The sequence below is a fragment of the Desulfobulbus sp. genome (assembly GCF_030824455.1).
Taxonomy (GTDB): Bacteria; Desulfobacterota; Desulfobulbia; order Desulfobulbales; family Desulfobulbaceae; genus Desulfobulbus.
The window spans coordinates 1-23,690 of sequence record NZ_JAVBXR010000063.1 but is presented as its reverse complement, the minus strand read 5'-3'; the positions used below and the strand labels follow the sequence as shown (position 1 = coordinate 23,690).

The window sequence follows — 23,690 nt, the reverse complement described above, 5'->3', positions numbered from 1 at the left end:
GAACGGCGCTTCATTTTGCCCTTGCGTAAAAGGGGCGAAAGATGGCATGTTGCCACAATATGCATATCTCGCACAACACGCAATCCTTGGCTGGGCCGCCGACCGTGGCCGTTTTCGGCTGCGGCAACGTCCTGCTCGGCGACGACGGTTTCGGGCCGGCGGTTATCGAGCAGTTGCTCCAATCCGAGCTGCCGTCGTCGGTGCTGGCGCTGGACGTCGGCACATCCATCCGCGAACACCTGCTTGATTATCTGATGCTGCCGTCGCTGCGGCCGCAGATGTTGATTGTGGTCGACGCCGGCAACATTGAAGGCGGCCAGCCCGGCCAGGTGCGGCAATGCGGGCCGGCGGAGTTGCCGGCGGCCAAGATCCACGATTTTTCCCTGCACCAGTTTCCCACGGTCAATCTGTTGGCCGAGCTTCAGGCGGAAACCGGGATTGAGGTGGTGCTGCTGCTCGCCCAGACCGCGGCACTGCCCGAGCAGGTGGCGCCGGGCCTGTCGCCGCTGATGCGTGCTGCGGTCCTTGAGGCCTCGGCGCGGATTACGCAGCTGATTGCGCGAATGAGTGCGCCGCACGCCGTTTCTTTTACCACCGCGACCACTGTGGAGGCAACCACGCCATGATCTATGAGGCCAAGGTCAATGATTTGGCCGAAGAATTCGGGGTCCATCGCAACACCATCCGCAACTGGATCAATTCCGGCGTGCTCCCGGCCCAGGAGGGTCCGGGCCGCCGTTACCTGATTCAGTGGGAGGATTACAAACGGCTGTGCGACAAGTACGGCCGCGAACCGCGCATCGGGCCGGACCCGGCCACAGTCGGCGAAGCGGCCCCGGCGCCAAGAAGCAACGGCGCCGTCCCGGCTGCGGTGCGGCTTGAGGCCAAGGTCAACCCGCTCTACACCGCGCCCGCCCTGGCCGACGTCTGTCTCGCCTGCGGCTCCTGCGCCGGGGCCTGCCCAATCTCCGGGGTCGACGATCTGGACCCGCGCAAAATCGTGCGGATGGCCTTTCTCGGCCTGGACGAGGAGCTGGTGGAGAGCGACTGGCCGTGGAAGTGCACCATGTGCGGCAAGTGCGAGGTGGTCTGCCCGATGAACGTCGAGATCCTGCAGCTGATGCGGCGCATCCGTTCCCGCCGGGAGCGCGACAAGGTGCCGCCGGCGATCCAAAAGGGGGTGGTCACCTGCCTGGAAAAGGGCAACAATCTGGGCATCCCCAAAGACGATTTCCTCATCCTGCTGAAAGAGTTGGGCGAAGAACTGGCCGGCTCTTCCTGTCCAGGCTTTGCCACCCCGATTGACGTGCGCGGGGCCCGGATGCTGGTGACCGTCAACTCCAAGCAGCCCTTTGCCGAACCCGACAGCCTCAAATGGTGGTGGAAGATCTTTCACGCCGCCGGCGAGTCCTGGACCATCTCCTCCGAGTACTGGGAGGGCGTCAACTGGGGGCTGCACTCCGGCGATTACAGCGCCATGCGCACCATTGTCAAGCGGATCATCGACAACATCGAGCGGCTCAACTGCAAGGCCCTGCTCCTGCCCGAGTGCGGACACGCCTACTACGCCACCCGCTACGCCCTGGAGCGCTGGTTTCCCGAATCCCTGCAGCAGTTCAAGGTTTACACGGTGTTTGACCTGCTGCTTGAATACCTTGCCGAAGGGCGAATCACCCTGGACCCGAGCGTTCACACCCGACTAGCCACCTTCCACGACTCCTGCAATTACGGCCGCAAGTCGCTGAAAACCTTTGGCCACGGCTATTTCGACGAACCGCGCGCCTTGACCCGCGCCTGCTGCCCGCAGTACGTCGACCTGGCGCCGGACCGGGAAGAGAACTACTGCTGCGGGGCCGGCGGCGGGGCCTGGGCCAGCCCGTTCTGGGCTGAGCGGGTTTTTCACGGCCGGATCAAGGCCCGCCAGATCAGCGAATCCGGGGCCAAACTGGTGGTCACCTCCTGCCAGAACTGCCGCGATCAGCTGCAGACCTCGCTCAATCGCGAATTCAACCTCAACATCGAGGTGCAATTTTTGTGGGAGTTGGTGGCCAATTCCCTGGTCATGGCGCCGCAGGGCGGCGGGGAGGTTCGGCATGGCTGAACAGACCACAATCGGGGCGGCGCTGGTGGTGGGCGGCGGCATTTCCGGAATGCAGGCGGCCCTGGACCTCGCCGATTCGGGCTACTACGTTTATCTGGTGGAAAAAACCGGGGCCATCGGCGGGGCCATGCCCCAGTACAACAAGGTCTTTCCCACCAACGACTGCTCGATGTGCATCATTGCCCCCAAACTGGTGGAATGCGGCCGGCACCCCAATATCCGCATCATGACCCTGTCGACCGTGCTTGACGTTGCCGGCCGGGCGGGCAATTTCACCGTGCGGGTGCGCGAATATCCCCGTTATGTCGATGTGACCAAGTGCATCGCCTGCGGCCAGTGCAGCGGCAGTTGCCCTAAAAGCGTCGACGATTCCTTCAACTCCAACATTGCCAAACGCAAGGCCATTTACATCAAGTATCCCCAGGCCGTGCCGCTCAAGTACCAGATCGACCCCCAGGCCTGCCTGCGTCTGAAGAATCCGGACAAATGCGGCGTCTGCGCCGAGATCTGCCCGCCCGGGGCGATCAACTTCAACGACCGGGAACGGGATCACGAAATCAAGATCGGCGCGGTGGTTATGGCGCTTGGCTTCCAGACCTTTGATCCGTCCAAGGCCAAGGTCTGGGGCTACGGGGTCTATCCCAACGTGATCACCTCGCTCCAGTTCGAGCGCTACCTGTCGCCAAACGGCCCCACCGACGGCCTGCTGACCCGCCCCTCAGACCGCAAACCGGTGAAGCGGATCGCCTTTCTCCAGTGCATCGGCAGCCGCGACAAGAACCGCTGCAACAACGAATACTGTTCGGCGGTCTGCTGCATGTACGCGATCAAGGAGGCGATGACGGTCAAAGAGGCCAATCCGGAACTGGACGTCGCCATTTTTTACATGGACATGCGCACCCCAGGCAAGGAATTTGACCGCTACTTTGAACGGGCCAAAAACGAATACGGGGTGCGGTTCGTTCGCTCGCGCATCCACGGGGTCGAGCCCAAGGGAACCAAGGGCGATCTGCGCCTGCACTACATCAGCGTCCAGGGCAAACAGGTCGAGGAGACCGTTGACTTGGTGGTGCTGTCGGTGGGCCTGGAAACCCCTGATTCGATGGTCAAGCTGGCGGAGAAGATCGGCATCCACATGACTCCGGACCGCTTTGCCTCGATCTCGGCCTTTATGCCGGTGCACACCTCGAAGCGAGGCGTGTTCACCTGCGGGGCTTTCAACGGCCCGCGCGACATCCCCCAGTCGGTGATCGGCGGTTCGGCGGCGGCGGCCAGCGTCTCAGCCCTGCTCGCCCCGGCCCGGCACACCCTCACTCGCACCCTGCCGCCGCCTCCGGAACTGGACGTTCGCCGCCAGACCCCGCGCATCGGCGTTTTTGTCTGCCATTGCGGCACCAACATTGCCGGGGTGGTCGACGTCGAGGAGGTGGCCGCCTATGCCGCCACCCTGCCGCAGGTGGCGCATGTGGCCCGCAACCTGTTCACCTGCGCCCAGGACACTCAGGACCTGCTGGTGCAGGAGATTCGCGACAAGGGCCTCAACCGGATTGTGATCGCCGCTTGCACCCCCCGCACCCATGAGCCGCTGTTTCGCAAAACCCTCAAATCGGCCGGGATTAACGAATACCTGATTGAGATGGCCAACATCCGCAATCAGAACGCCTGGGTCCACAACCAGCAGCCCGAGGTGGCCACAGCCAAAGCCAAGGATCTGATCCGGATGGCGGTGGCCAAGGTGAGCAGCCTGACGGCGCGCAAGCCGCTGCGCATCCCGATCGCGCCCTCGGTGCTGGTCATTGGCGGCGGTGTGGCCGGGATGACCGCGGCGCTCAATCTGGCCCAGCAGGGGTTTCAGATTCATTTGGTTGAAAAGACCACCCAATTGGGCGGCAACGCCCTCCATCTCTTCCAGACCTGGAACGGCGAGCATGTGCCGCGCTACCTCAAGGGCTTGAAGGAGGAGGTGCAGCAGCACCCGCTGATCGAGGTGGCCTACACCAGCACGGTGCTGGCGGTCAGCGGCCATGTGGGCAATTTCGTTACCACCATTCGCACCGGGGCCAACCGCAAGCGGGTGATTGAACACGGCGCGGTGATTATCACCACCGGGGCCAAGCGCTATATCCCCGAGGAATTCGAGTACGGCAAAATTCCCAAGGTGGTGGCCTCGATTGAGTTTGACAAGCTGCACATGCACAACGAAACTCGGGTGGCCAACGGTAAATCGTTCGTGTTCATCCAGTGCGTGGGTTCGCGCAACCAGGAGCGACCCTACTGCTCGAAATCCTGCTGCACCCATTCGATTCAGAGCGCCATCAAGCTGAAAAAGGAGGCGCCGTCGCGCCAGATCTACATCCTGTATCGCGAGATCCGCACCTACGGTCAGCGCGAACGAATCTACAACCAGGCGCGGGAGTTGGGCATTGTGTTCATCAACTACGAGATGCACGGCCCGCCCCGGATCAAAAAGGCCGACAACGGTGTGCTGGTGGAGGTTTGGGATCATGTGCTCCATCGCCCCCTGGAAATTCGGGCCGATGTGGTTATCCTGGCCGCCGCCACCCTGGCCAGCCCCGAGGCCGGGGATCTGGCCACCCTGTTCAAGCTGCCGCTCAACAGCGACGGTTTTTTTCAGGAGGCCCACGTCAAGCTGCGGCCGGTGGAGTTCAACGTCGACGGCGTCTTTGTCGCCGGGCTGGCCCACTATCCCAAGCCGCTGGAGGAGTCGATCTCCCAGGCTCTGGCCGCCGCCGCCAAGGCCGGACGCCTCCTGGCCCGCAAGGAGATCAACCTCGAGCCCAACATCGCCCTGGTTGATCCGGTTCTCTGCGACGGCTGCGGGCTCTGCATCGACGTCTGCCCCTATCAGGCGATCACCCTGGTCGAGTATCGGGACGGCGAGGGCAATCCCCTCAAGACCGTGCACGTCGATCAGGTGTTGTGCAAGGGATGCGGCATCTGCCAGGGGGCCTGTCCGAAGCGGGGCGTGGACGTGGCCGGCTTCACCTACGCCCAGATCGAAGCCCAGATTGACGCGGCCCTGGACCAGAGCTGTGTGCTTGAGGAGGACGCATGAGCCGCGAAGCCAAGATCATCGCCTTTTGCTGCAACTGGTGCTCGTATGCGGCGGCCGATCTGGCCGGCATCTCCCGCCTGCAGTATCCGGGTTCGATCCGCATTATCCGGGTGATGTGCTCGGGCATGGTCCATCCGGAGATGGTGATCCACGCCCTCGACAAGGGGGCCGACGGAGTAATGATCATCGGCTGTCACCTGGGCGAATGCCATTACATCAGAGGCAACGAAATGGCCCTGGCCCGGGCCGAGGTGATCGCCGACACCCTGGAGGACCTGGGCTACGAGAGCGAGCGGTTCCGCATTGCCTGGGTTTCTTCAGCCGAGCCCGAACGGCTGGCCGAGGCTTTCCGCGAGATGAGCGCCCGCCTCGCGTCCCTGCGGGAAACCGATGCGAGCCCGTCCGGGATTGGCGAGTAAAAGGGCGATCCATGCTGCCCCGGCTCAGTTTTGAATGCCTGCACGGCTGTTCCGGCTGCGAGATGGCGCTGTTGGATTGCGGCGAGCAGTTGCTTGGCCTGTTCGATCGGGTGGAAATCGTCCATTTTCCCCTGCTTATGGATCATAAGTATCAAAACCCTTTAAGCGGCGCCTCCGATGGGGAAGGGGAAATCATCCTGCCCGAGGCTGAGATTGGCCTGGTGTCCGGCGGCGTGGCCAACACGGAGCAACTGCAGGTGGCGCGGGCCATGCGCGCCCAGTGCCGGACCCTGATCAGCCTGGGGACCTGCGCTACCCACGGCGGCATCCCGGCCCTGCGCAACCAGTGGACCAGCGAGGCAACCCTGCAGACGGTGTTTGCCTACGGCTCTCCGGAAAAAGCCTTGCTGCCGGGCGAGGTTCCGGCCCTGCTGGACCGGGTGTACAGTGTTGACGAGCAGGTGGCGGTCGACGTCGCACTGCCCGGCTGTCCGCCCCGGCCCGAGATGATGCTGGAGGTGATCGAGGCCCTGCTGCGGCGCGAATCTCCGGATCTGGCCCACAAGAGCGTCTGCGAAACCTGTCCGGTGATCCGGCAGGGCAAAGGGCAGGGGACAATGCGGCGCTTTCTTGCCAACGCCGACTATGATCCGGAAGAGCCGGTCGACCAGATGCGCTGTCTGCTTGAGCAGGGACTGTTGTGCATGGGACCAGTGACCGCCGGCGGCTGCGGCGGCCGGGAAACGCCGCTGTGCATTCGGGCCCGCGTCCCCTGTCGCGGCTGCTACGGGCCGGTTCGGCCAGGCGGCAATCAGCTGCTGGACATGATGAACGGACTCGCCAGCAACGGCATCGACTACCGCAGTCTGGTCGACCGCAAATCCCTGCTTCGGTTCAGCGGCGGCCACGGCCTGCTCAAGCCGGCCCGTAATCGAAAGGAAAGCAATTGAGCGGTTTGTCGCATTTTTTCGCCTGCTGAGGAGAGCAGCCATGCCCAAGTCCCAGGTTGTCAGCATCCATCCAGTCACCCGCATTGAGGGCCAGGCCCGGGTCGACATCCATCTGGACGAGTCCGGCCGGGTGAGCGACGCCCGGGTGGCCATCTCCGCTCTGCGCGGCTTTGAGCAGTTCGTGATTGGCCGGCCGGCCGAGGAAATTCCCCGCATTGTCAGCCGCATCTGCGGCATCTGCCCCTGGATGCACCATCTCGCCGCGGTTAAGGCGGTGGACGGCTGCTTTGGCGCGGTCCCACCGCCAACCGGTCAGCTGTTGCGTGAACTCTGTCAGGTAATTGCCCATATCCACGATAAAATTCTCCATTTCTTTTTTCTCGCCGCCCCGGATTTTGTGCTGGGTCCGGACGGCGACTATTCGGTGCGCAACATCATGGGGCTGGTGCGGCAGGAGCCGGAACTGGCGGCCCGGGTGGCGCGCATGCGGCAGTTGGGGCAGGCCATGCTGGCGCGCTTTGCCGGCAAGTCGATTCACCCGGTGGCCGGGGTGGCGGGCGGGTTTTCCAAACCAATGCTTGAGACCGAGCGGCGCGAGCTGGCGGCCGACGCGTTGGTTTTGCTCGACTTTGCCTCCTTTGCCCTGGACTACGCCAAGCGCTCGGTGTTTAGCCGTTTCCGCGAAGAGCTGCAGTCCCTGGGCGCAATCACCACCGGGTTTCTTGGCGCGGTCGACGCGCAGGGCAATCTGCGCCTCTACGACGGCCTGCTGCGCCTGATGCGTCCCGACGGCAGTTGGGTCGATTTTCCGGCCAGCGACTACGAGCGCCATCTGGCCGAGCAGGTCGAGCCCTGGTCCTACGCCAAAATGGTCTACGCCAAATCCTGGGGCGAGGGATTTTCCCTGAACCCGGCGGCCCCCATGGGCGTGTACCGGGTCAACACTTTGGCCCGGCTGAATGTCTGCGATCAGGTTGCCACCCCCCGCGCCCAGGCCGAGCTGGAAGACTTTCGCGCCCAATTCGGCCGTCCGGCCCAGGGAACCCTGCTCTACCATTGGGCTCGTCTGATTGAGCTGGTCTACGCCTGCGAACGCACCGTGGAGTTGCTGGCGGACGAGCGGATCACCGACCCCCTGGTGCGCACCCCGGCCGAATCCAAGGCGGGCCGGGGCATTGGCCATGTCGAGGCCCCACGCGGAACCCTGATTCACGATTACAGCACCGACGACAACGGGTGCATCACCCGCGCCAACCTGATTGTCGGCACCACCCACAACATCGCGCCGATGAACCTGAGCGTGCGTCAGGCGGCCGCAAGCCTGATCTGCGACGGCGAGGTCAGCGAGTCCATCCTCAACCGGATCGAGATGGCCATCCGGGCCTATGACCCGTGAATTTCCTGCGCCACGCACCGCCTGGACGGCGGGCTGCCATTGACGGTTACCCTTGTGGATCACCGCGGAAATGCGATCCGCACCCTGCGGCATTGATTCCATTCTTCTCCCATCGCCTTACATTGTCGGAGCAGCACTCTCTATGAACGATCTTGTTGAAGGAAAACAACGGAAAGTCGTCCGGGTCGAGGCGCCCAACTGCGCCTGCGGCTGCGTCGGCCACATGACCGCCGACGAACTCAAGCAACGGGCCGCCCACGACGACATGGACCTCTCCTGTCCGGTCTGCGGCCTGATTCACCTCAGTCGCGAGGAAATCGACGATCTGGAGAAACAAAAGGTGGTCAACTCGAAGCGGTATCGGGAAATCCAACGCCAGGCCGAAGCCGAGGGGTGAGGAGGCGCGCGTCGTCGAAGAAAGCGTGTTGATTGTTATGCCAGTTGGGCGAGATGTTCAGCCCGCAAAAAAAGATGGTGCAAAGAACCGCTTGCTGCTACAGTGGCGGCAATCTATGTGGCGCGTTTGCGGTTGTGCGCATTGCGTTGCTGTTTGTGGTGGTTCACCATTTAACCCGCAATAGGATTTCATGCCCTTGGCCCTGCACCCAGCCCCGATCCTGACCAGCGCGCTGCGTATTTCTGTGCATGGGATCGTGCAAGGCGTCGGGTTTCGCCCCTTTGTCTACCGACTGGCCCACCGGCTTGGCCTGGCGGGCACTGTGACCAACAACGGCGAGGGCGTGTCCGTCCATATTTCCGGTCCTCCCTCCCTGCTCGATCAATTTGTCTGCGCCCTGCGCGAACAGGCGCCGCCGGCGGCCCGCATCAGCAGGCTTGAGGTCCAACCCGCCGAAGCCCTGCCCCAGGACGCGCCGTTTCGCATCCTGCCCAGCCAACGATCCGACCGGCCCAGCACCCAGATCGCCCCGGACATGGCCCTGTGCAACGACTGCCTGGCTGAAATTCTTGATCCCTCTAATCGCCGTTTCGGCTATCCCTTCACCAACTGCACCAACTGCGGCCCGCGTTTTTCGATTGTCGAGCGGGTTCCCTACGACCGCCCCAACACCTCAATGCGGGTTTTTCCGATGTGCGAGGCCTGCAACCGCGAGTACCACGATCCCCTGGACCGGCGCTTCCACGCCCAGCCCAACGCCTGCACGGTCTGCGGTCCGCAACTGAGCTGGCATGATGCCGAGGGGCGAATGATTGTCGGCGACGGCCTGACTCTCGCCGCCCGAGCTTTGGGCGAGGGCAGGGTGGTTGCGATCAAGGGGCTGGGGGGCTTGCATCTGGCTGTGGACGGCTGTTCCGAGGCTGCCGTGGCCCTGTTGCGGACCCGCAAAAACCGACCTGGAAAACCGCTGGCCGTGATGGTCAGCAATCTGGAAATCGCGTCCCGGTTCTGTTGGTGCTCGCCCGAGGAGGCGGCCTTGCTGAGCGCGCCCGAACACCCGATTGTGCTGCTCAAGCAGCGGCAGGGTTCGGGGCTGGCTGCGGGCATTGCCCCCGGTCTGGGGGTGATCGGGGTGATGCTGCCCTATACCCCGTTGCACCACCTGCTGCTCCGCCAGCCGGAGACGCCGGCGGCCCTGGTGATGACCAGCGGCAACCGCAGCGACGAGCCGATCTGCACCGGCAACGAGGAGGCCCTGCGGCGACTGCGCGGTCTGGCCGACTGGTTCCTGCTCCACAACCGGGAAATCGTCACCCGGGTCGACGACTCGGTGGCCCGGATTATGGACAACAAGGTGCGCCTGCAGCGTCGGGCGCGCGGCTATTCGCCGGTTCCGGTGCTGCTGCAGGAACCTGCCGCCGACATCCTGGCCTGCGGCGGCGAGATGAAGAACAGCTTCTGCCTGGTGCGCAACAACGAGGCCTACCTCAGTCAGCACATCGGCGAACTGACCAACACCGAAAATTTTGATTTTTACCGGGAAAGCGTCGACCACCTGCACGCCGTGCTGGAGGCGCGGCCAGAGCGGGTGGCCTGCGACCTGCATCCCGACTATCTCAGTTCCCGCTACGCCCACGGCTTGCCCCTTCCTTGTCGCGAAGTGCAGCACCACCACGCCCACATCGGCGCGGTGCTGGCCGAGCAGGGGATTGCAGGGCCGGTGCTGGGGGTGGTCCTGGACGGCGCCGGTTATGACGCCGCCGGCGCGGTGCTGGGCGGCGAGATCTACCGGGCCGACCGAAGCGGCTACACCCGGGTGGCCCGTCTGTCGCATCTGCCCCTTCCGGGCGGCGACCGGGCGGCGACCGAGCCCTGGCGCATGGCCCTGGCCTTGCTGCATCAGGGGCTGGGCGCCGACGGCCTTGCGGAAAAGCGCCATCCATCCGGCCTGCTGACCATTGCCCCGGAGAAGAAGCAGCTGCTCGGCCAGATGATGGCCAAGGGGCTGAACTGTCCGCCCACCTCAAGCTGCGGTCGCCTTTTCGACGCGGTCTCGGCCCTGCTGGGGCTTTGTCTGATCAGCGAATACGAGGGCCAGGCCGCCATGCTGCTCGAGCATCAGGCAAGCCTGGCGGCTAGCGCAACAGACGCAGCAAACGCAGCAAGCGCGGCATCCATCCAGGCCTATCCATCAACCCTGCGCCAGGAACACGACCAGTGGCACGACCTGTGGCTGATCGATTCGGCCCCGCTGGCCGGGCTGATTCTGAGCGATCTGGCCGCCAGCCTGCCCATTCCGGTCATTGCCCTGCGGTTTCACCTCTGGCTGGTCGAATCCCTGTGCGCGGCCCTTGAGCAGGCGCGGCGGCAAACCGGCATCACCACAGCGGTTCTTGCCGGCGGCTGCATGCAGAACAAACTACTGTTTACAACCCTGAGCGAGCGCTTGCGCGACCGGCAATTCACTGTGCATGCCGGCGAACTTGTGCCAATGAACGACGGCGGCCTTGCCCTGGGGCAGGCTTATATAGGAGGTTTTCCATGTGTTTAGCGATTCCCATGCAGGTGGTTGCAATCCAGGGCGGCAGCGACGAGCTGCTTGATCCCGAGGTGGCGCTGGTCGAAAGCGACGGGGTCCGCAAGCAGATCCGCCTGGAGATGGCCGACCGGGTCCCGGCGGTGGGCGAGTATGTGATCATCCACGCCGGTTTTGCCATCCGCACCCTGACCGAGGAGGAGGCCGAATACAATCTCAGCCTGATGCGGCAGATGGCCGAGGTTCTGGAGCGGGAGGGGCGTCTGCCTGAAGCGCCGCAATGAAATGCGCCGACGCCTTCCGCAGCCGCGAAATCACCGCGCCCCTGGTGGAGGAGATCGCCCGCAGCCTGACCCGGCCGGTGCGGATCATGGAGGTCTGCGGCACCCACACCATGTCGATCTTCCGCCACGGGGTCCGCTCGCTGCTCCCCCCAGGCCTGACCCTGCTGTCCGGCCCCGGCTGTCCGGTCTGCGTCACCCCGGCCAGCCACATCAACGCCTTCCTGGCCGCCGCCCGTCTGCCCCAGGTGACTATTGCCACCTTCGGCGATCTGATCCGGGTGCCGGGCAGCGAGGGTTCGTTGGCCTCAGCCCGAGCCCAGGGCGCCCGGGTGGAGATCGTCTACTCGCCCATCGACGCCCTGACCCTGGCCCAGGCCGAGCCCGAACGCACCGTGGTTTTCCCGTCCATCGGCTTTGAGACCACGGCCCCGGCCATTGCCGCCACCATCCTCCAGGCCGAGCGGCTGGGCATTGAGAATTTCTTGATCATTGCCGCCGCCAAAACCATGCCCCAGGCCCTGGAGGCGCTGATGGCCGATCCGGAGCTGCAGGTGGACGGCCTGCTCTGCCCCGGCCACGTCAGCGCCATTATCGGCGCCGACGCCTACCTGCCTTTTGCCGAGCGGTACGGCCTGGCCTGCGCGGTGGCCGGGTTTGAGCCCGCCGACATCCTGGCCGGCCTGCTCAGTCTGATCCGGCAGATCAACCACGGTCAGCCGCAGGTCGACAACTGCTACACCCGGGCCGTGACCGCCGGCGGCAACCGCAAAGCCCAGGCCCTGATTGCCGAGGTTTTTCAACCCGCCGACAGCGAGTGGCGCGGTTTGGGGGTGATTGGAGGCAGCGGGCTGGTGTTGCGGGAAAAATATCAGCGGTTCGACGCCGTGCAACAGCTTGCCCTCAAGGTGCAGCCGGCCGTCGACCCCAAGGGCTGCCGCTGCGGCGAGATTCTCAAGGGGAGGTTGTTGCCGCCGGAATGTCCCCTCTACGGCACGGCCTGCACGCCCCTGCAGCCGGTCGGCCCCTGCATGGTGTCCAATGAAGGAACCTGCGCCGCCTATTACCGCTACAGCGGGCAGAAGGGTCGGGGCGGCCAGGGCGGAGAACGTGTGAATTTTCGTTAATCAACTGCAACCAGTGTGGGTATGAAAGCAGACTCGATCATCAGCCTAGACCACGGCAGCGGCGGACTGGCCAGCCAGCATCTGATCAGCGGCCTTATTCTCAAACACCTCACCTGCCCGCAGTTGCGGGACCTGGAAGACTGCGCGGTGCTCGGCGAATACGCCGGCCGCATCGCCTTCTCCACCGACAGCTACGTGGTGGACCCGTTGTTTTTCCCCGGCGGCGACATCGGCGCCCTGGCTGTGCACGGCACCATCAACGATCTGGCCATGCGCGGCGCCCGCCCTCTGGCGCTGAGTCTGGCGTTGATCATTGAAGAGGGCTTTGCCTACGCCAGCCTGGAGCGGATCGTCGCCTCCGTCGGCCGCTGCTGCGAAGAGGCCGGGGTGGCGGTGGTCACCGGCGACACCAAGGTGGTGCCCCGGGGCAAGGCGGACGGTCTGTTCATCAACACCTCGGGCATCGGGCTGGCCTCGCACCGTCACGACATCTCGGGCAAGAAGGCGCAACCGGGCGACGCGGTGATTGTCTCGGGAACCCTTGCCGACCACGGCGTCACCATCATGAGCCGCCAGGCCGGAATCGACATTGGCGGCGACATCGCCAGCGACACCCAGCCCCTGCACCGTCTGGTCGGCGCCCTGCTGGAAGAAGACGCCGGGCGGATACATGTGCTCCGCGACCCAACCCGGGGCGGTCTGGCCACCACCCTGTGCGAGATCGCCCAATCCTCGCAGGTGGAAATTGTGATTGAAGAGGATCGCCTGCCGATTCGGCCCGCCGTCAATGTGGCCTGCGAAATGATCGGCCTTGATCCGCTCTATCTGGCCAACGAGGGCAAGTGTTTGATTATCTGCGACCGGGACGGGGCCGAGGATGTCCTCCAGCTGGCCCGGCGAATGCCCGAGGGCCGAGACGCGGCCCTGATCGGCTGGGTGAGCGAACGTCACCCGGGTCGGGTCAGTCTGACCACCCGGATCGGCGGCTCGCGGCTGCTGGAACCGTTGACCGGCCAGCCGCTGCCTCGAATATGTTAACCATGCGTATTTTTTACTGAAGGGAGACTGAACGCCGTGCATGAACTGTCGCTGGCCCAGAGCCTGCTGGACCAACTGATCGATCTGGCCAAGGAACACCACGCCGTCCGCATCAACCGGGTGTCGGTCACCCTGGGGCCCTTTTCCGGCGTGGTCCGCGATTCCTTTGAGTTTGGCTTTAATGCCCTCAAGCAATCGCTGGAAATAGCCCGGGGGGCCGAGCTGGAACTGGAAACCCCGGACCCGGTCTACCTCTGTCTCGACTGCGGCAAGGTCTCGGTCATTCCCTTTTCCCTTCCCAGCGACCGGCTGGAACTGGCCATGACCAGCCACTACCCTAAGAAATGTCCCTGGTGCTGCCTCAACCGGCTTTCCCCCAAAGGCGGGACCGAACTCATACTCAACCAAGTAGAAATGGAGTAAATGCCATGTGCGACACCTGCGGCTGTCAACTGCACGACCATCACCACCACGACGCCAAGGTGGTTGAGGTCAACCGGAGTCTTTTGGAAGCCAACCAGAAACAGGCTCAGTCCAACCGGGGCCATATCGAACAGATGGGCGCCCTGGCGATCAATCTGATCTCCAGCCCCGGCTCCGGCAAAACCACCCTGCTGGAACGGACCATTGAGGCCTTGAAAGACACGGTGCGGATTGGCGTGATTGAAGGCGACATCGAAACCGAGCGCGACGCCGACCGCATCCGCGCCAAGGGCGTGCCGGCAGTGCAGCTGACCACCGGCGGCGCCTGTCACCTGGACGCGCCCATGGTCCACGGCGGCCTGCACGTACTGGAGCACTTTGCCAAGGGCGGCGGCTATGACCTGATCTTCATCGAAAACGTCGGCAACCTGGTCTGCCCGGCCACCTTTGACCTGGGCGAGCATCGGCGGGTTGTGCTCCTCTCCACCCCCGAAGGTTCGGACAAACCGGCCAAGTATCCAGCCACCTTTCGCAGCGCCGACCTGGTGCTGCTGACCAAGACCGACCTGCTGCCCTATTTTGATTTCTCGGTGGAAGAAGCCGTGAAAGAGGCGCAAATGCTCAAGCCCGGCCTACAGATCCTTTCGCTCTCGGCAACCACCGGCGAGGGGTTTGAGCAATGGATTGAATATTTGAAGAACATGCTGAAGAAGTAAAGCTTCACCCCCAAGCCGTCCCTTCCCGCCGCGCCATCGGGCCTTATCCGCCCGATGGCGTTCTATGCGCTCCATGTGCTGCATCCGCTCGATGCGTTCGAGAGCCGCTCGATAACTCCCGATAGCGGCCATCCGCTCCATCCGCTCCGCCTGCCCGACCATTCCCCGCTTGTGACAACACAAGTTTTCGCCACTATGCAAACTTGTGTTATCATATGACAACGTCACGATGCAATCGCTTGCCGTGTGTTCAATGTAACGTATCGTTTTTACGCATATTTTAAATTGAAAACAGGGTGGCACGGCTTTTGATTGCTCTCTTGCAGCACACCACCGCGATAGACCAATCAGCGGGCGTTGCTCAGGCGCTCGACGCGTGGAACCGGAGCCGAAAACGTTGCCGGTTGTTGATCATTGCTTTTGCGCCCGACTCGGATGCCCCTGTTGCCGGCGGGCGCGCTGGACACCGCATGCATCTGCCTAAACATCTCATACATCTTCCTAAGCCGCAGAAGATTCAGACCAAATTCATCACTGGGTTGTTGTTGGCCGCCATGCTGCTTGGCGTGGCCTCGTCTCTCGGCTTTTTTCTCCACATGCGCAACGTGCTGGAGGAAGAGGTGCAGGACAAGGCCAAGCTCATCCTGGCCCACGTTGATTCGGTGCAGCATTACGTGCGCGACGTACTCCGGCCGACCATGTATGAGCGGTTGCCGTCCGCCTTTGTCATCCAGGCGATGTCGTCGTCCTACATCTCGCGCAAGATCATGGCCCCGGTCAACGCCTCCCGCGACGGCGCCATGTTCCGTCGGGTGGCCATCGGCGCCCGCAACCCCGACTACGAGGCCAACAGCCACGAGCGCGAACTGATTCAGTATTTCCGCGACAACGGCGCCCAGGAACTTTGGCAGGGCTACAAGGTGCTGGGCGGCGAAAAATACTATCTGATGGTGCGACCGGTGCGTTTTGAGCAGGAGTGCATGTACTGCCACGGCCGCCCAGAGGATGCGCCGGTCGAACTGCTCAATCTCTATGGCCAGCGCGGCTTTGGCAAGCATCAGGGCGATGTCGCCGGGGTGGATTTTGTCGGCATTTCAGTGCACGGCAGCGTCGGCCGGGTGGAGCGGACAATCCTCACCTATTTCGCGTTTTTCGCCCTGGTGGTGCTGCTGGTTTTTTTCACCGCCAATGTGCTGTTCAAGGTGCTGGTGGTCAACAACCTCAAACGGCTCAACTCGGTGTTTCGCCGCAACGTCGACGACGCCGAAGGGTCGGCGCTGCTGCGTCAACTGGAGCAGGGCGACGAGATTGAAGAGCTGGTCGAAGGCATGGAGCAGATGAGCGAGCATCTGTTCGAGGCCAGGGGCCAGTTGCAGCATTACGCCGAAAATCTGCGCCGGATGGTGGACGAACGCACCGACGCCCTGACCGGCGAGGTTGAGGCGCGGCGGGCCGACGTTCGCCTGTTTGTCCGCCTTCTGGAAGACATGTACAAGAGCCGCTCGCGGGCCGAGCTGTGGCGACTGGCCCTGCCCCAGATCTGCAAACGCTTTGCCGCCGAGCGAATCGCCTACGTCTGCACCATGGGGGCGCAGAGCTCGTTTGTCTGGCCGGAGTCGGCGGACATGCCCGCGTTGCCTGAGAATTTTGTCGAGGTGCTGACCGGCAGCGCCTGCGCGGCCGTGGACAATCGCTTGTTTGTGCCGGTCGAGTCCAGCACCGGCAACGCCGAGGGCTTGCTCATCCTGCTGTGGCAGACCGAGGCCGAGGCCGCGCGCCACGACCGCGACGTGTTGCAGGCCCTGGGCCGGCAGCTGGGCATTGCCGCCGAGAACCTCACCGCCATCGACAGCCTGTTTCGCCAGATGAACGTGCTGACCACCATTGTCGAGGGCATCTCTGACCCCCTGGTGCTGATGGACGGCGGCTGCGCCGTGCTCACCGCCAACCAGGCGGCGCGGAGTCTGGCCCTGGAGCTGACCCACGGCGAGCGGACCGACGGCAACATCCTGGCTCTGTTCTTTGATCTCCGCTCCGAGCAATGCCCGATGCGCGAAACCATCAGCCGAGGCGTGCCCGATCTGCGCGAGGTCACCCTGGCCGGCGGCCGCTCCTTTGCCCTTTCCCTGTATCCGGTGCAGGGGCGCGACGGCATTGCCGACCAGGTGGTTGTCTATCTGCGCGAAACAACCATGGAAAAACGGATGCGGATGCAGGTTTGGCAGTCGGAGCGGATGGCCACGGTGGGCAAACTGACCGCCGGGCTGGCCCATGAGATCAACAATCCCCTGGGGGTGATTCTCTGCTACGCCGGCCTGCTCAAACAAACAATCACGGATCCGCAGCAGGCCACGGACCTGGAAATCATCGAGCGCCACACCCGCCAGGCCCAACGGGTGCTGCAGGATCTGCTCAATTTTGCCCGCCCCAAGGCGGCCGGATCGGGCACAGCCGACGCCTGCCGCGTCGCCGCCACCATCACCGAGGTCTTCTCGGTGCAGGCGGTCAAGAAAGGGGTGCGCATGACCTTGGATTGTCCTCCCCAGCCGCTGCGAGTGCGGATGGGCGTGGGCGAACTGGAACAGGTAATCAGCAATCTGGTGATCAACGCCCTCGACGCGGTAGCCGAGCAGACCGGCGACGTGCGCGTTCACGTCCGCATGGTCGCTGCCGCAGCCAACACTGCCGACACTGCAGCCGGCGGCGCAACCGACAGCGAGATGGTTGCGGTCGAGGTCGACGACAACGGGCCGGGCGTGGCGGCCGAAGACGCGCCGCATATTTTTGATCCTTTCTTCTCCACCAAAGAGATCGGGGCCGGCGCCGGCCTGGGGCTGACCGTGGTCTACGGCATGGTCGCCGATGTGGGCGGCTCGGTCGAGACCTCGCGATCCATTGAGCTGGGCGGGGCCCGATTCACGGTGCTTTTGCCTGCGGTCCACAACGTGGAGGATGGACTGTGAGCGGCTTTGCATTTACCCCAGGAAGCGCGCCGGACAACGGCAAACATATCGGCGTTGTGGTTGTCGACGACGAGCCGGATTTCGCCCGCGGCCTGGCCCGGTTGGTGGCCAGCCGTTTTGCCGAGGCCCAGGTCGAGGCGGTGCTGAGCGGCAAGGAGGCCCTGCGGATTCTGGCGACGCGTCCGGTGCAGCTAATGATCACCGATCTGCGCATGCCGGAGATGGGCGGGATGCAGTTGCTGGCCGAGGCGCTCAAGCTGCAGCCGGATCTGAGCATGGTGGTGCTCAGCGCTTACGGCACTATAGAAACCGCGGTCGAGGCGCTGCACGCCGGGGCCTACGATTTCCTCACCAAACCCATCGAGCCCGAGCAGTTGTTCCGGGTGGCGGCCAAGGGGTTGGAGCGCAGCCGACTGCTGGAGGAAAACAACCGGCTGCGGCAGATCCTGTCGCAACAGGATCAGGGCGAGATGGTGGGCGAAGGACCGGCCATGCACAAGCTGCGGCAGAGCATTGCCGCCGTGGCCCAGTCGGATTACACCGTCCTGATCCGAGGCGAATCCGGAGTGGGCAAGGAACTGGCCGCCCGCCTGATCCACCGGCTGGGAACCCGGGCCGCGCGACCGTTTCTGGCGATCAACTGCCCCTCGATTCCGGAAAACCTGCTGGAGAGCGAGCTTTTTGGCTACGTCAAGGGGGCCTTCACCGGCGCCGACAAGGATCACCAGGGCTTGTTTGCCGCCGCCCACACCGGGGCGGTGCATCTCGATGAGATCGGCGACATCAGCCTGGCGGTGCAGACCAAATTGCTGCGCTGCCTGCAAAACGGCGAAATCCGGCCGGTGGGCTCAAGCGAATCCAGGAATGTGGACGTTCGGGTCATCGCCTCCACTAACCAGGATCTGGAGGCCTGCCTGCACAACAAAACCTTTCGCGAGGACCTGTATTATCGCCTCAACGTGCTCACCGTGACTGTGCCGCCGTTGCGGGAACGTGCCGAGGACATCCCCTTGCTGGCCCGCCATTTTCTCCAGAGAACCTGCGTGGAAATGGGGTTGGCTGAAAAGGAGATGGAACCGGAGGTCCTGCAGTGGATGTCGTCCTGCCCCTGGCCGGGCAACGTGCGAGAATTGCAGAATTTTGTCCGCCGGATGACCGTGTTCTGCGCCGGCGCGCGGATGGACATGGCCTTGGTGCGCACCGTGCTAGAGGGTTCCGGTCGGGCCAATCTCGCCCCAGAGCGGGGCAGGGGGCCGAAAATCCCGCCGGCCGCCTACAAGGAGGCCAAGGCCGAAGTGGTCAACGCCTTTACCCTGGAATACGTCCGGGATCTGCTGACCCAGACCCGAGGCAATGTGTCCGAGGCCGCGCGCATATCCGGGCTGTCGCGGGTGGCCCTGCAGAAAATGCTGTCGCGGATGGGCGAACACGCCGCCACTTTCCGCGCTCTCGGCGCTCTAGAGGCTGGCGACGCTCGCGACGCCAAATCGCCCGACGATGGCGCCCCTTGATAACCAGCGAAAACATCGTTTGAATTCGTGGAAGCCAGGACCGGTTCCACGCTTGCATAAACAAACCTAAACAGGAGGAGGTTGTATGGCGCAAGAAAGCACGCACAAAACGGGAGAGGGAGGAGGCTGGATTAGCGAGGATTGGCTCGCCTTGATCCTGGGTCTCATCATTTTCGGTCTCAGCCTGGGGTCGTTCAAGGGAACGGATCTTCTCGGCTGGGGCGCCAAAACCGGCGTCTGGATTGATCCGGGCAAGGCAATCACCGCCATTGGGGCCAAATATCAGACCGTGGCGGGCGACATCACCAAGATCGACGGTCAGAAGATCACGGTGAAAAAGAAAGACGGCAAAGAGGCGACCATCGTTGCCGAAGGCGACGTCTCCCAACTGCAGGTTGGCCAGAAGTACGAGAAAAAGGGCATGTCCTCGATCATGTCGGTCACGCTCACCTATCTCTTTGCCCTGGTGATCATGACCCTGGGCGCGGTCGCCCTCGGGGCCAACGTGCCGAAGTTCATGTTTGGCTTCACCCTGGCCTTCTGGCTCAGCTATCTCTGCTGGTTCATGGGCCATTTCGCCTACATCGCCGCCACCAAGGATCAGGCCGCCAAGTTCGGCATCCCCTGGTCAATGAGCATGAGCGGCGAGTTTGGCTTCATCTTTGCGTTGATTCTCGGCCTGATCATCGGCAACTTTTTCCCCGGCCTGGCCAACATGATGAAAGAGGCGGCCCGGCCCGAGCTGTACATTAAAACCGGCATCGTCATCATGGGCGCCGGCCTGGGCATCAAGGCGGCCGAATCCTTTGGTCTGGCCTCGAACATCATGTTCCGGGGCTTCTGCGCCATTGTCGAGGCCTATCTCATTTACTGGGCGGTGGTCTATTACATTGCCCGCAAATACTTTAAGTTCAGCCGCGAGTGGTCAGCCCCTCTGGCTTCCGGCATCTCAATCTGCGGCGTGTCCGCTTCCATCGCCACAGGCGGCGCCATCCGCGCCCGGCCCATCGTGCCGATCATGGTCTCTTCCCTGGTGGTTATTTTCGTGGCCGTGGAGATGGTGATTTTGCCCCTGTTGGCCAAGTATTTCCTCTGGACCGAACCCCTGGTCGCCGGCGCCTGGATGGGACTGGCGGTGAAATCCGACGGCGGCGCCATTGCCAGCGGCGCTATCACCGACGCCCTGATTCGCGCCCAAGCGCTCGATCTGGCCAACATTAACTATGCCGAGGGCTGGGTCACCATGACCGCCACCACGGTCAAGATGTTCATCGACATCTTCATCGGCGTTTGGGCCTTTATCCTGGCCTATATCTGGTGCGCCAAGATCGACGTCAAACCGGGGCAGAAGGTCGACGCCGGCGAGATCTGGCATCGTTTCCCCAAATTCGTCATTGGCTATGTGCTGACCTTTGTCATCCTGGTGGTGATGTGCTGGCCGTCGGCCAAGATCATGGGTCCGGCCGAGAAACAGGCCGCTGAATTGAAGGCCTCGGTCACCTCGATTGAAACCAAGATGAAGGCGACCACCGACGCCACGGCGCTGGCTGGTCTCAAAGCCCAACTGGACGGGGTCAAGGCCGAGCAGAAGGCGGTCAACGACACCATGAAGGAGCCGAAAAGCTTCCTGAGCAAGGCCAAGGCTTCATCCGGCCAGGGCGACGTCTTCCGGGGATTGTTCTTCCTGCTCTGCTTCTTCACCATCGGGTTGGTGTCCAACTTCAAGAAACTGATGGAAGAGGGGTTGGGCAAGCTGGCGCTGGTCTACTGCATCAGCCTGTTTGGCTTTATTATCTGGGTGGGCCTGTTCATCTCATGGCTCTTTTTCCATGGCGTCAAGCCGCCAATTATCTAAGGAGAGATCAACATGGAACAGAAGAAAGAACAGCCCAAACTGGCTGAAGAAATGAAAAAAATGGAGTACGAGCCTCTGCTGCCGGTTGAATTGTCCCTGATTCGCTGGAGCATCGGCATCGGCGTTGGCTCGTTGTTTTTCCTCTACTACCTCAGTAAGTGGCTTTTCCCTGCCGGCCACTGAGATACAAAAACGCTAAAAATGTGAGGCCGAGATTCGCATCATGGCTAAGGCCTCTCGGTATTCTTCGAGGCGCTGTTCCCATTGGGGCAGCGCCTCGACGTCGTCATGCCATAGGGCCATTTCCTTTTCACTGATGGCGAGCCGACCTTCGGCGCAGGCAAGCACGGCCTCGGGATAGTCCATGCCGTATGTCTGCCGTCGCTCTGCAAGTTTGGCCAGGGTTTTCTTGACTACCTGCTGGCAGTGGTTGCGTTCGCGGGTGATGGAGATTTCGTATTCGTCGGTGTGCATCGTTGTTTCCTTGATTGGACAAACGGAGGAGATGCCTCCTGTTGTTGATTACGCCAGCAGCACCAGCCCGGCCATTAAGCCCATTAAGCCCATGGCTGGTTCGCTGTCTGTTGATTGCTCGGGGGCGGTCGCCGGATCGATCCGGCCAAACCGCCAGCCCACGCTCTGCGCCAGGGCCGCAAAGTCCACCCCCATCGCCGAAAGCGAAGGCCGAGCCACGTCCGGACGCAGGCAGGGCAGTTGATTGGCCAGCACCGCACAGCTTGCTTCCGCTCCGCAAAACAATTCTTTACACGATCCGGCGGCCAATCCGCGCGCTTGCGCCCAGCCTCGGCTTGCGGCCGCCCGTTCCAGGGTGGCGGCAATGCGATGGATTTCGCGGGCAATGGTCAAGCGCCGCTCGTTCATCAGGTCGGCAATGGGCGCGTCGATTTTGAAAACCAGAATGTAGCGATAGCCTGCCAGCTGCTCGCGGAAAATTGCGGGCTTGATTGCATGCGGCGGACAGCCGGGGGCCAGTCCGTAGCTGGCGCATCGGGTGGGCGCGGCGCACATCTCGGCAAAACGGTCCTCAACTTTCAGGCTGTGAGCCGGAATAATCGCCGCATCCGTGGCCCCAAGAAATCGGGCTTGAGCCTTCAGCCCCTCCAGATTTTCCTTTTCGTTTGGCATAGCTATGTGTTGGTGGGGGACAAAAGAGCGGTTGTGCCAGCGATTGAACGACATAGCGTATCCGGTTGGCAACCGGCGCGTGGTGGAGGACGACGGTAAGGCGGTATTCGTTAGCAACAGGTGAGAAATATTGGGTAAAATTGATCGGGCAGAGCAAAGTTCGCCGGGTTGGCAGCAGGCGGGGCGACCATGCGATCCGCAAGATTGCGCAGGTCGACATCGTCAATAAAAAAAATCCACACCGCCGCGAGCGATGACGCGCTGTCGCAATCCGGCAACCGCAAATTTGGCTCAACGTGGCATGGGGGGACTGTATCAGCTCGACTCAGGGAGTCAATGGAAAAATAACAAGCAGGGCCCTCCGCACCCGTTTAAAAGATCATGCTGATTTATTGAAAAGTAACAATCATTCCTGTTTGCTCGGCTATCAACGACTGGATAGTTGCATTGTTTTCAAAATTTTGATTGTTGTGTGATGATACGTTTAAGCATCCAAGGGTAAAAAATGAAAAAAGTACAATAACAAAAATCATGATCATCGGATTCTTTTTCATAAGATAGGCTCATTGTTGATGTTTCATTTTATTTGTCTGTTTTTGTTAATACAATTTCTTGCCTCAATGGTTAGAAAATGATACAAACATCCATCAAGCTGCACATCTCGTTTGAGTGTTGTAAATGACCTTACTGCCGCAAAAAGCCCTAAGCAATCGTCAGATTGGTATTACATGTTGTCAACATGCACATGTTCGCAAATTCGACACCGTGGATATTTTAATTTTATTCCAATAAGTTAAATGTGATCTGTCCTGGTTTTCTTATGCCTTTTAAACCGGTAACGCCTAAAAAAATTTCAAGTCAAATTGCCGACCAGATACGGGAGTCCATTCTTGCGGGAGAATTTGCACCAGGGGAAAAATTGCCTCCCGAGCGAGAATTAATCAGAGCGTTCGGCGTCTCGCGGCCTTCCGTCCGCGACGCGCTCAATCTGTTGGCTGCAATGGGGTTGGTTGCGTCGCATCAGGGAGGCGGCACTGTTGTCCGGTCACTGATCGATTCACAGCAGGGCAAAGCCCTCAGAGATCTGATCCGCACAACGCTTGATCGGGCCATCGAGGTTATTGAAGTGCGTAAATGCCTCGAATCATGGGCTGCATTTTACGCTGCCCAGCGAGCTCTTCCGGAGGATTTGCGCAAGATGGAAGAGGTGCTCTCACTGATGAAAGACAATTTGATCGACATGCAATCCTCGGAAGACTTAGACGCGCGTCTGCATGTCTGCATTGCCCGAGCCAGTCACAACGTCATTTGGTTGCACATGATACAAAGCCTTTTTGAAGCGATGAAGGAGTTTCAGGGAGGGGTGTGGCGAGTGGTGTATCGCACAAAAAAAGACTATCGATTGCTATACAAGCACCACGTGGCCATTGTGGTTGCAATCTGCGACAGAGACGCCGACGCCGCACGCCAAGCGATGCTCAATCATCTTGGTTTTGCTGAGCAGCGCAGCTGTGATTATTTGGCCAATCTGTGAAATGCGCCTCTGTACTGCCCTGTGGTCCGGCATCCGTCAGGGCTCTCCGCATCGTCATTTCGACCGGGAGTGATCAACATTTTTGAGATTTTTCCCTCTGGTCAAAATGCCCGTTAAAGGGAATTGTCAAGCCGTAACCTGAAAAGCCTTTGAATAATCGAAGGTTTTCTGATGCACGATGAGTGTGTGCATAATGCTCAACAATTTTTTGGCCATTATGA

Annotated in this window: 20 protein-coding genes; 18 read left to right on the top strand and 2 right to left on the bottom strand. The window is 61.8% G+C overall.

The window, feature by feature from the left end; translation table 11 throughout:
• Nucleotides 1–59: 59 nt before the first annotated feature.
• The 17 genes from RCH93_RS08555 to RCH93_RS08475 all read left to right on the top strand — a co-directional run bounded on the left by RCH93_RS08555 (nucleotide 60) and on the right by RCH93_RS08475 (nucleotide 20,972).
• Nucleotides 60–626 (top strand): hydrogenase maturation protease, encoded by a 567-nt coding sequence (locus RCH93_RS08555; protein WP_306547936.1) that lies wholly within the window; start codon nucleotides 60–62, stop codon nucleotides 624–626.
• The gene (locus tag RCH93_RS08550) at nucleotides 626–2,101 is read left to right on the top strand and encodes a 4Fe-4S dicluster domain-containing protein (RefSeq protein ID WP_306547973.1); all 1,476 of its coding nucleotides are present in this window, start codon (nucleotides 626–628) and stop codon (nucleotides 2,099–2,101) included. Before RCH93_RS08555 ends, RCH93_RS08550 begins: the two co-directional genes overlap by 1 nt.
• Complete coding sequence (locus RCH93_RS08545) at nucleotides 2,094–5,177, top strand: FAD-dependent oxidoreductase (RefSeq protein WP_306547935.1); 3,084 nt, start codon at nucleotides 2,094–2,096, stop codon at nucleotides 5,175–5,177. Before RCH93_RS08550 ends, RCH93_RS08545 begins: the two co-directional genes overlap by 8 nt.
• A complete protein-coding gene (locus RCH93_RS08540; RefSeq protein ID WP_306547934.1) occupies nucleotides 5,174–5,596 on the top strand; it encodes a hydrogenase iron-sulfur subunit in 423 nt (140 codons plus the stop codon). Before RCH93_RS08545 ends, RCH93_RS08540 begins: the two co-directional genes overlap by 4 nt.
• Nucleotides 5,597–5,607: 11 nt before the next feature.
• A complete protein-coding gene (locus RCH93_RS08535; RefSeq protein WP_306547933.1) occupies nucleotides 5,608–6,546 on the top strand; it encodes a methyl viologen-reducing hydrogenase in 939 nt (312 codons plus the stop codon).
• 40 nt (nucleotides 6,547–6,586) lie between these two features.
• Complete coding sequence (locus RCH93_RS08530; protein ID WP_306547932.1) at nucleotides 6,587–7,942, top strand: Ni/Fe hydrogenase subunit alpha; 1,356 nt, start codon at nucleotides 6,587–6,589, stop codon at nucleotides 7,940–7,942.
• A 142-nt stretch (nucleotides 7,943–8,084) separates the two neighbouring features.
• A complete protein-coding gene (locus RCH93_RS08525) occupies nucleotides 8,085–8,339 on the top strand; it encodes a hypothetical protein (RefSeq protein WP_306547931.1) in 255 nt (84 codons plus the stop codon).
• Between the two features lie 190 nt (nucleotides 8,340–8,529).
• On the top strand, nucleotides 8,530–10,890 hold the full coding sequence (hypF, locus tag RCH93_RS08520; protein WP_306547930.1) for a carbamoyltransferase HypF: 2,361 nt from the start codon (nucleotides 8,530–8,532) through the stop codon (nucleotides 10,888–10,890).
• Nucleotides 10,881–11,159: a HypC/HybG/HupF family hydrogenase formation chaperone gene (locus RCH93_RS08515; RefSeq protein WP_306547929.1), complete on the top strand. Its 279-nt coding sequence runs from the start codon at nucleotides 10,881–10,883 to the stop codon at nucleotides 11,157–11,159. The genes hypF and RCH93_RS08515 overlap by 10 nt, the downstream gene beginning before the upstream one ends.
• Nucleotides 11,156–12,283 carry a hydrogenase formation protein HypD gene (gene hypD / locus RCH93_RS08510; protein WP_306547928.1) on the top strand — a complete coding sequence of 376 codons (1,128 nt, stop codon included), beginning with the start codon at nucleotides 11,156–11,158 and terminating at the stop codon, nucleotides 12,281–12,283. The genes RCH93_RS08515 and hypD overlap by 4 nt, the downstream gene beginning before the upstream one ends.
• 21 nt (nucleotides 12,284–12,304) lie before the next feature.
• Entirely contained in the window at nucleotides 12,305–13,321 is a 1,017-nt protein-coding gene (hypE, locus tag RCH93_RS08505) for a hydrogenase expression/formation protein HypE (RefSeq protein WP_306547927.1), read from the top strand.
• Between the two features lie 36 nt (nucleotides 13,322–13,357).
• The gene (locus tag RCH93_RS08500; RefSeq protein WP_306547926.1) at nucleotides 13,358–13,744 is read left to right on the top strand and encodes a hydrogenase maturation nickel metallochaperone HypA; all 387 of its coding nucleotides are present in this window, start codon (nucleotides 13,358–13,360) and stop codon (nucleotides 13,742–13,744) included.
• A 5-nt stretch (nucleotides 13,745–13,749) separates the two neighbouring features.
• Nucleotides 13,750–14,460 (top strand): hydrogenase nickel incorporation protein HypB, encoded by a 711-nt coding sequence (gene hypB, locus RCH93_RS08495; protein ID WP_306547925.1) that lies wholly within the window; start codon nucleotides 13,750–13,752, stop codon nucleotides 14,458–14,460.
• A gap of 470 nt (nucleotides 14,461–14,930) precedes the next feature.
• A complete protein-coding gene (locus tag RCH93_RS08490) occupies nucleotides 14,931–17,423 on the top strand; it encodes a DUF3365 domain-containing protein (protein ID WP_306547924.1) in 2,493 nt (830 codons plus the stop codon).
• The gene (locus RCH93_RS08485) at nucleotides 17,420–18,934 is read left to right on the top strand and encodes a sigma-54 dependent transcriptional regulator (RefSeq protein ID WP_306547923.1); all 1,515 of its coding nucleotides are present in this window, start codon (nucleotides 17,420–17,422) and stop codon (nucleotides 18,932–18,934) included. Before RCH93_RS08490 ends, RCH93_RS08485 begins: the two co-directional genes overlap by 4 nt.
• Before the next feature lie 85 nt (nucleotides 18,935–19,019).
• The gene (locus RCH93_RS08480; RefSeq protein ID WP_306547922.1) at nucleotides 19,020–20,789 is read left to right on the top strand and encodes a putative sulfate exporter family transporter; all 1,770 of its coding nucleotides are present in this window, start codon (nucleotides 19,020–19,022) and stop codon (nucleotides 20,787–20,789) included.
• Between the two features lie 12 nt (nucleotides 20,790–20,801).
• Nucleotides 20,802–20,972 (top strand): hypothetical protein, encoded by a 171-nt coding sequence (locus RCH93_RS08475; protein ID WP_306547921.1) that lies wholly within the window; start codon nucleotides 20,802–20,804, stop codon nucleotides 20,970–20,972.
• Between the two features lie 12 nt (nucleotides 20,973–20,984).
• On the opposite strand, the gene RCH93_RS08470 is transcribed toward RCH93_RS08475, so the two are convergent.
• On the bottom strand, nucleotides 20,985–21,263 hold the full coding sequence (locus tag RCH93_RS08470) for a hypothetical protein (protein WP_306547920.1): 279 nt from the start codon (nucleotides 21,261–21,263) through the stop codon (nucleotides 20,985–20,987).
• 48 nt (nucleotides 21,264–21,311) lie between these two features.
• Nucleotides 21,312–21,935 carry a DUF2284 domain-containing protein gene (locus RCH93_RS08465; protein WP_306547919.1) on the bottom strand — a complete coding sequence of 208 codons (624 nt, stop codon included), beginning with the start codon at nucleotides 21,933–21,935 and terminating at the stop codon, nucleotides 21,312–21,314.
• Between the two features lie 820 nt (nucleotides 21,936–22,755).
• Between RCH93_RS08465 and RCH93_RS08460 the strand changes: the two genes are divergently transcribed.
• Complete coding sequence (locus tag RCH93_RS08460) at nucleotides 22,756–23,469, top strand: FadR/GntR family transcriptional regulator (protein ID WP_306547918.1); 714 nt, start codon at nucleotides 22,756–22,758, stop codon at nucleotides 23,467–23,469.
• The last annotated feature ends 221 nt before the right edge of the window (nucleotides 23,470–23,690 follow it).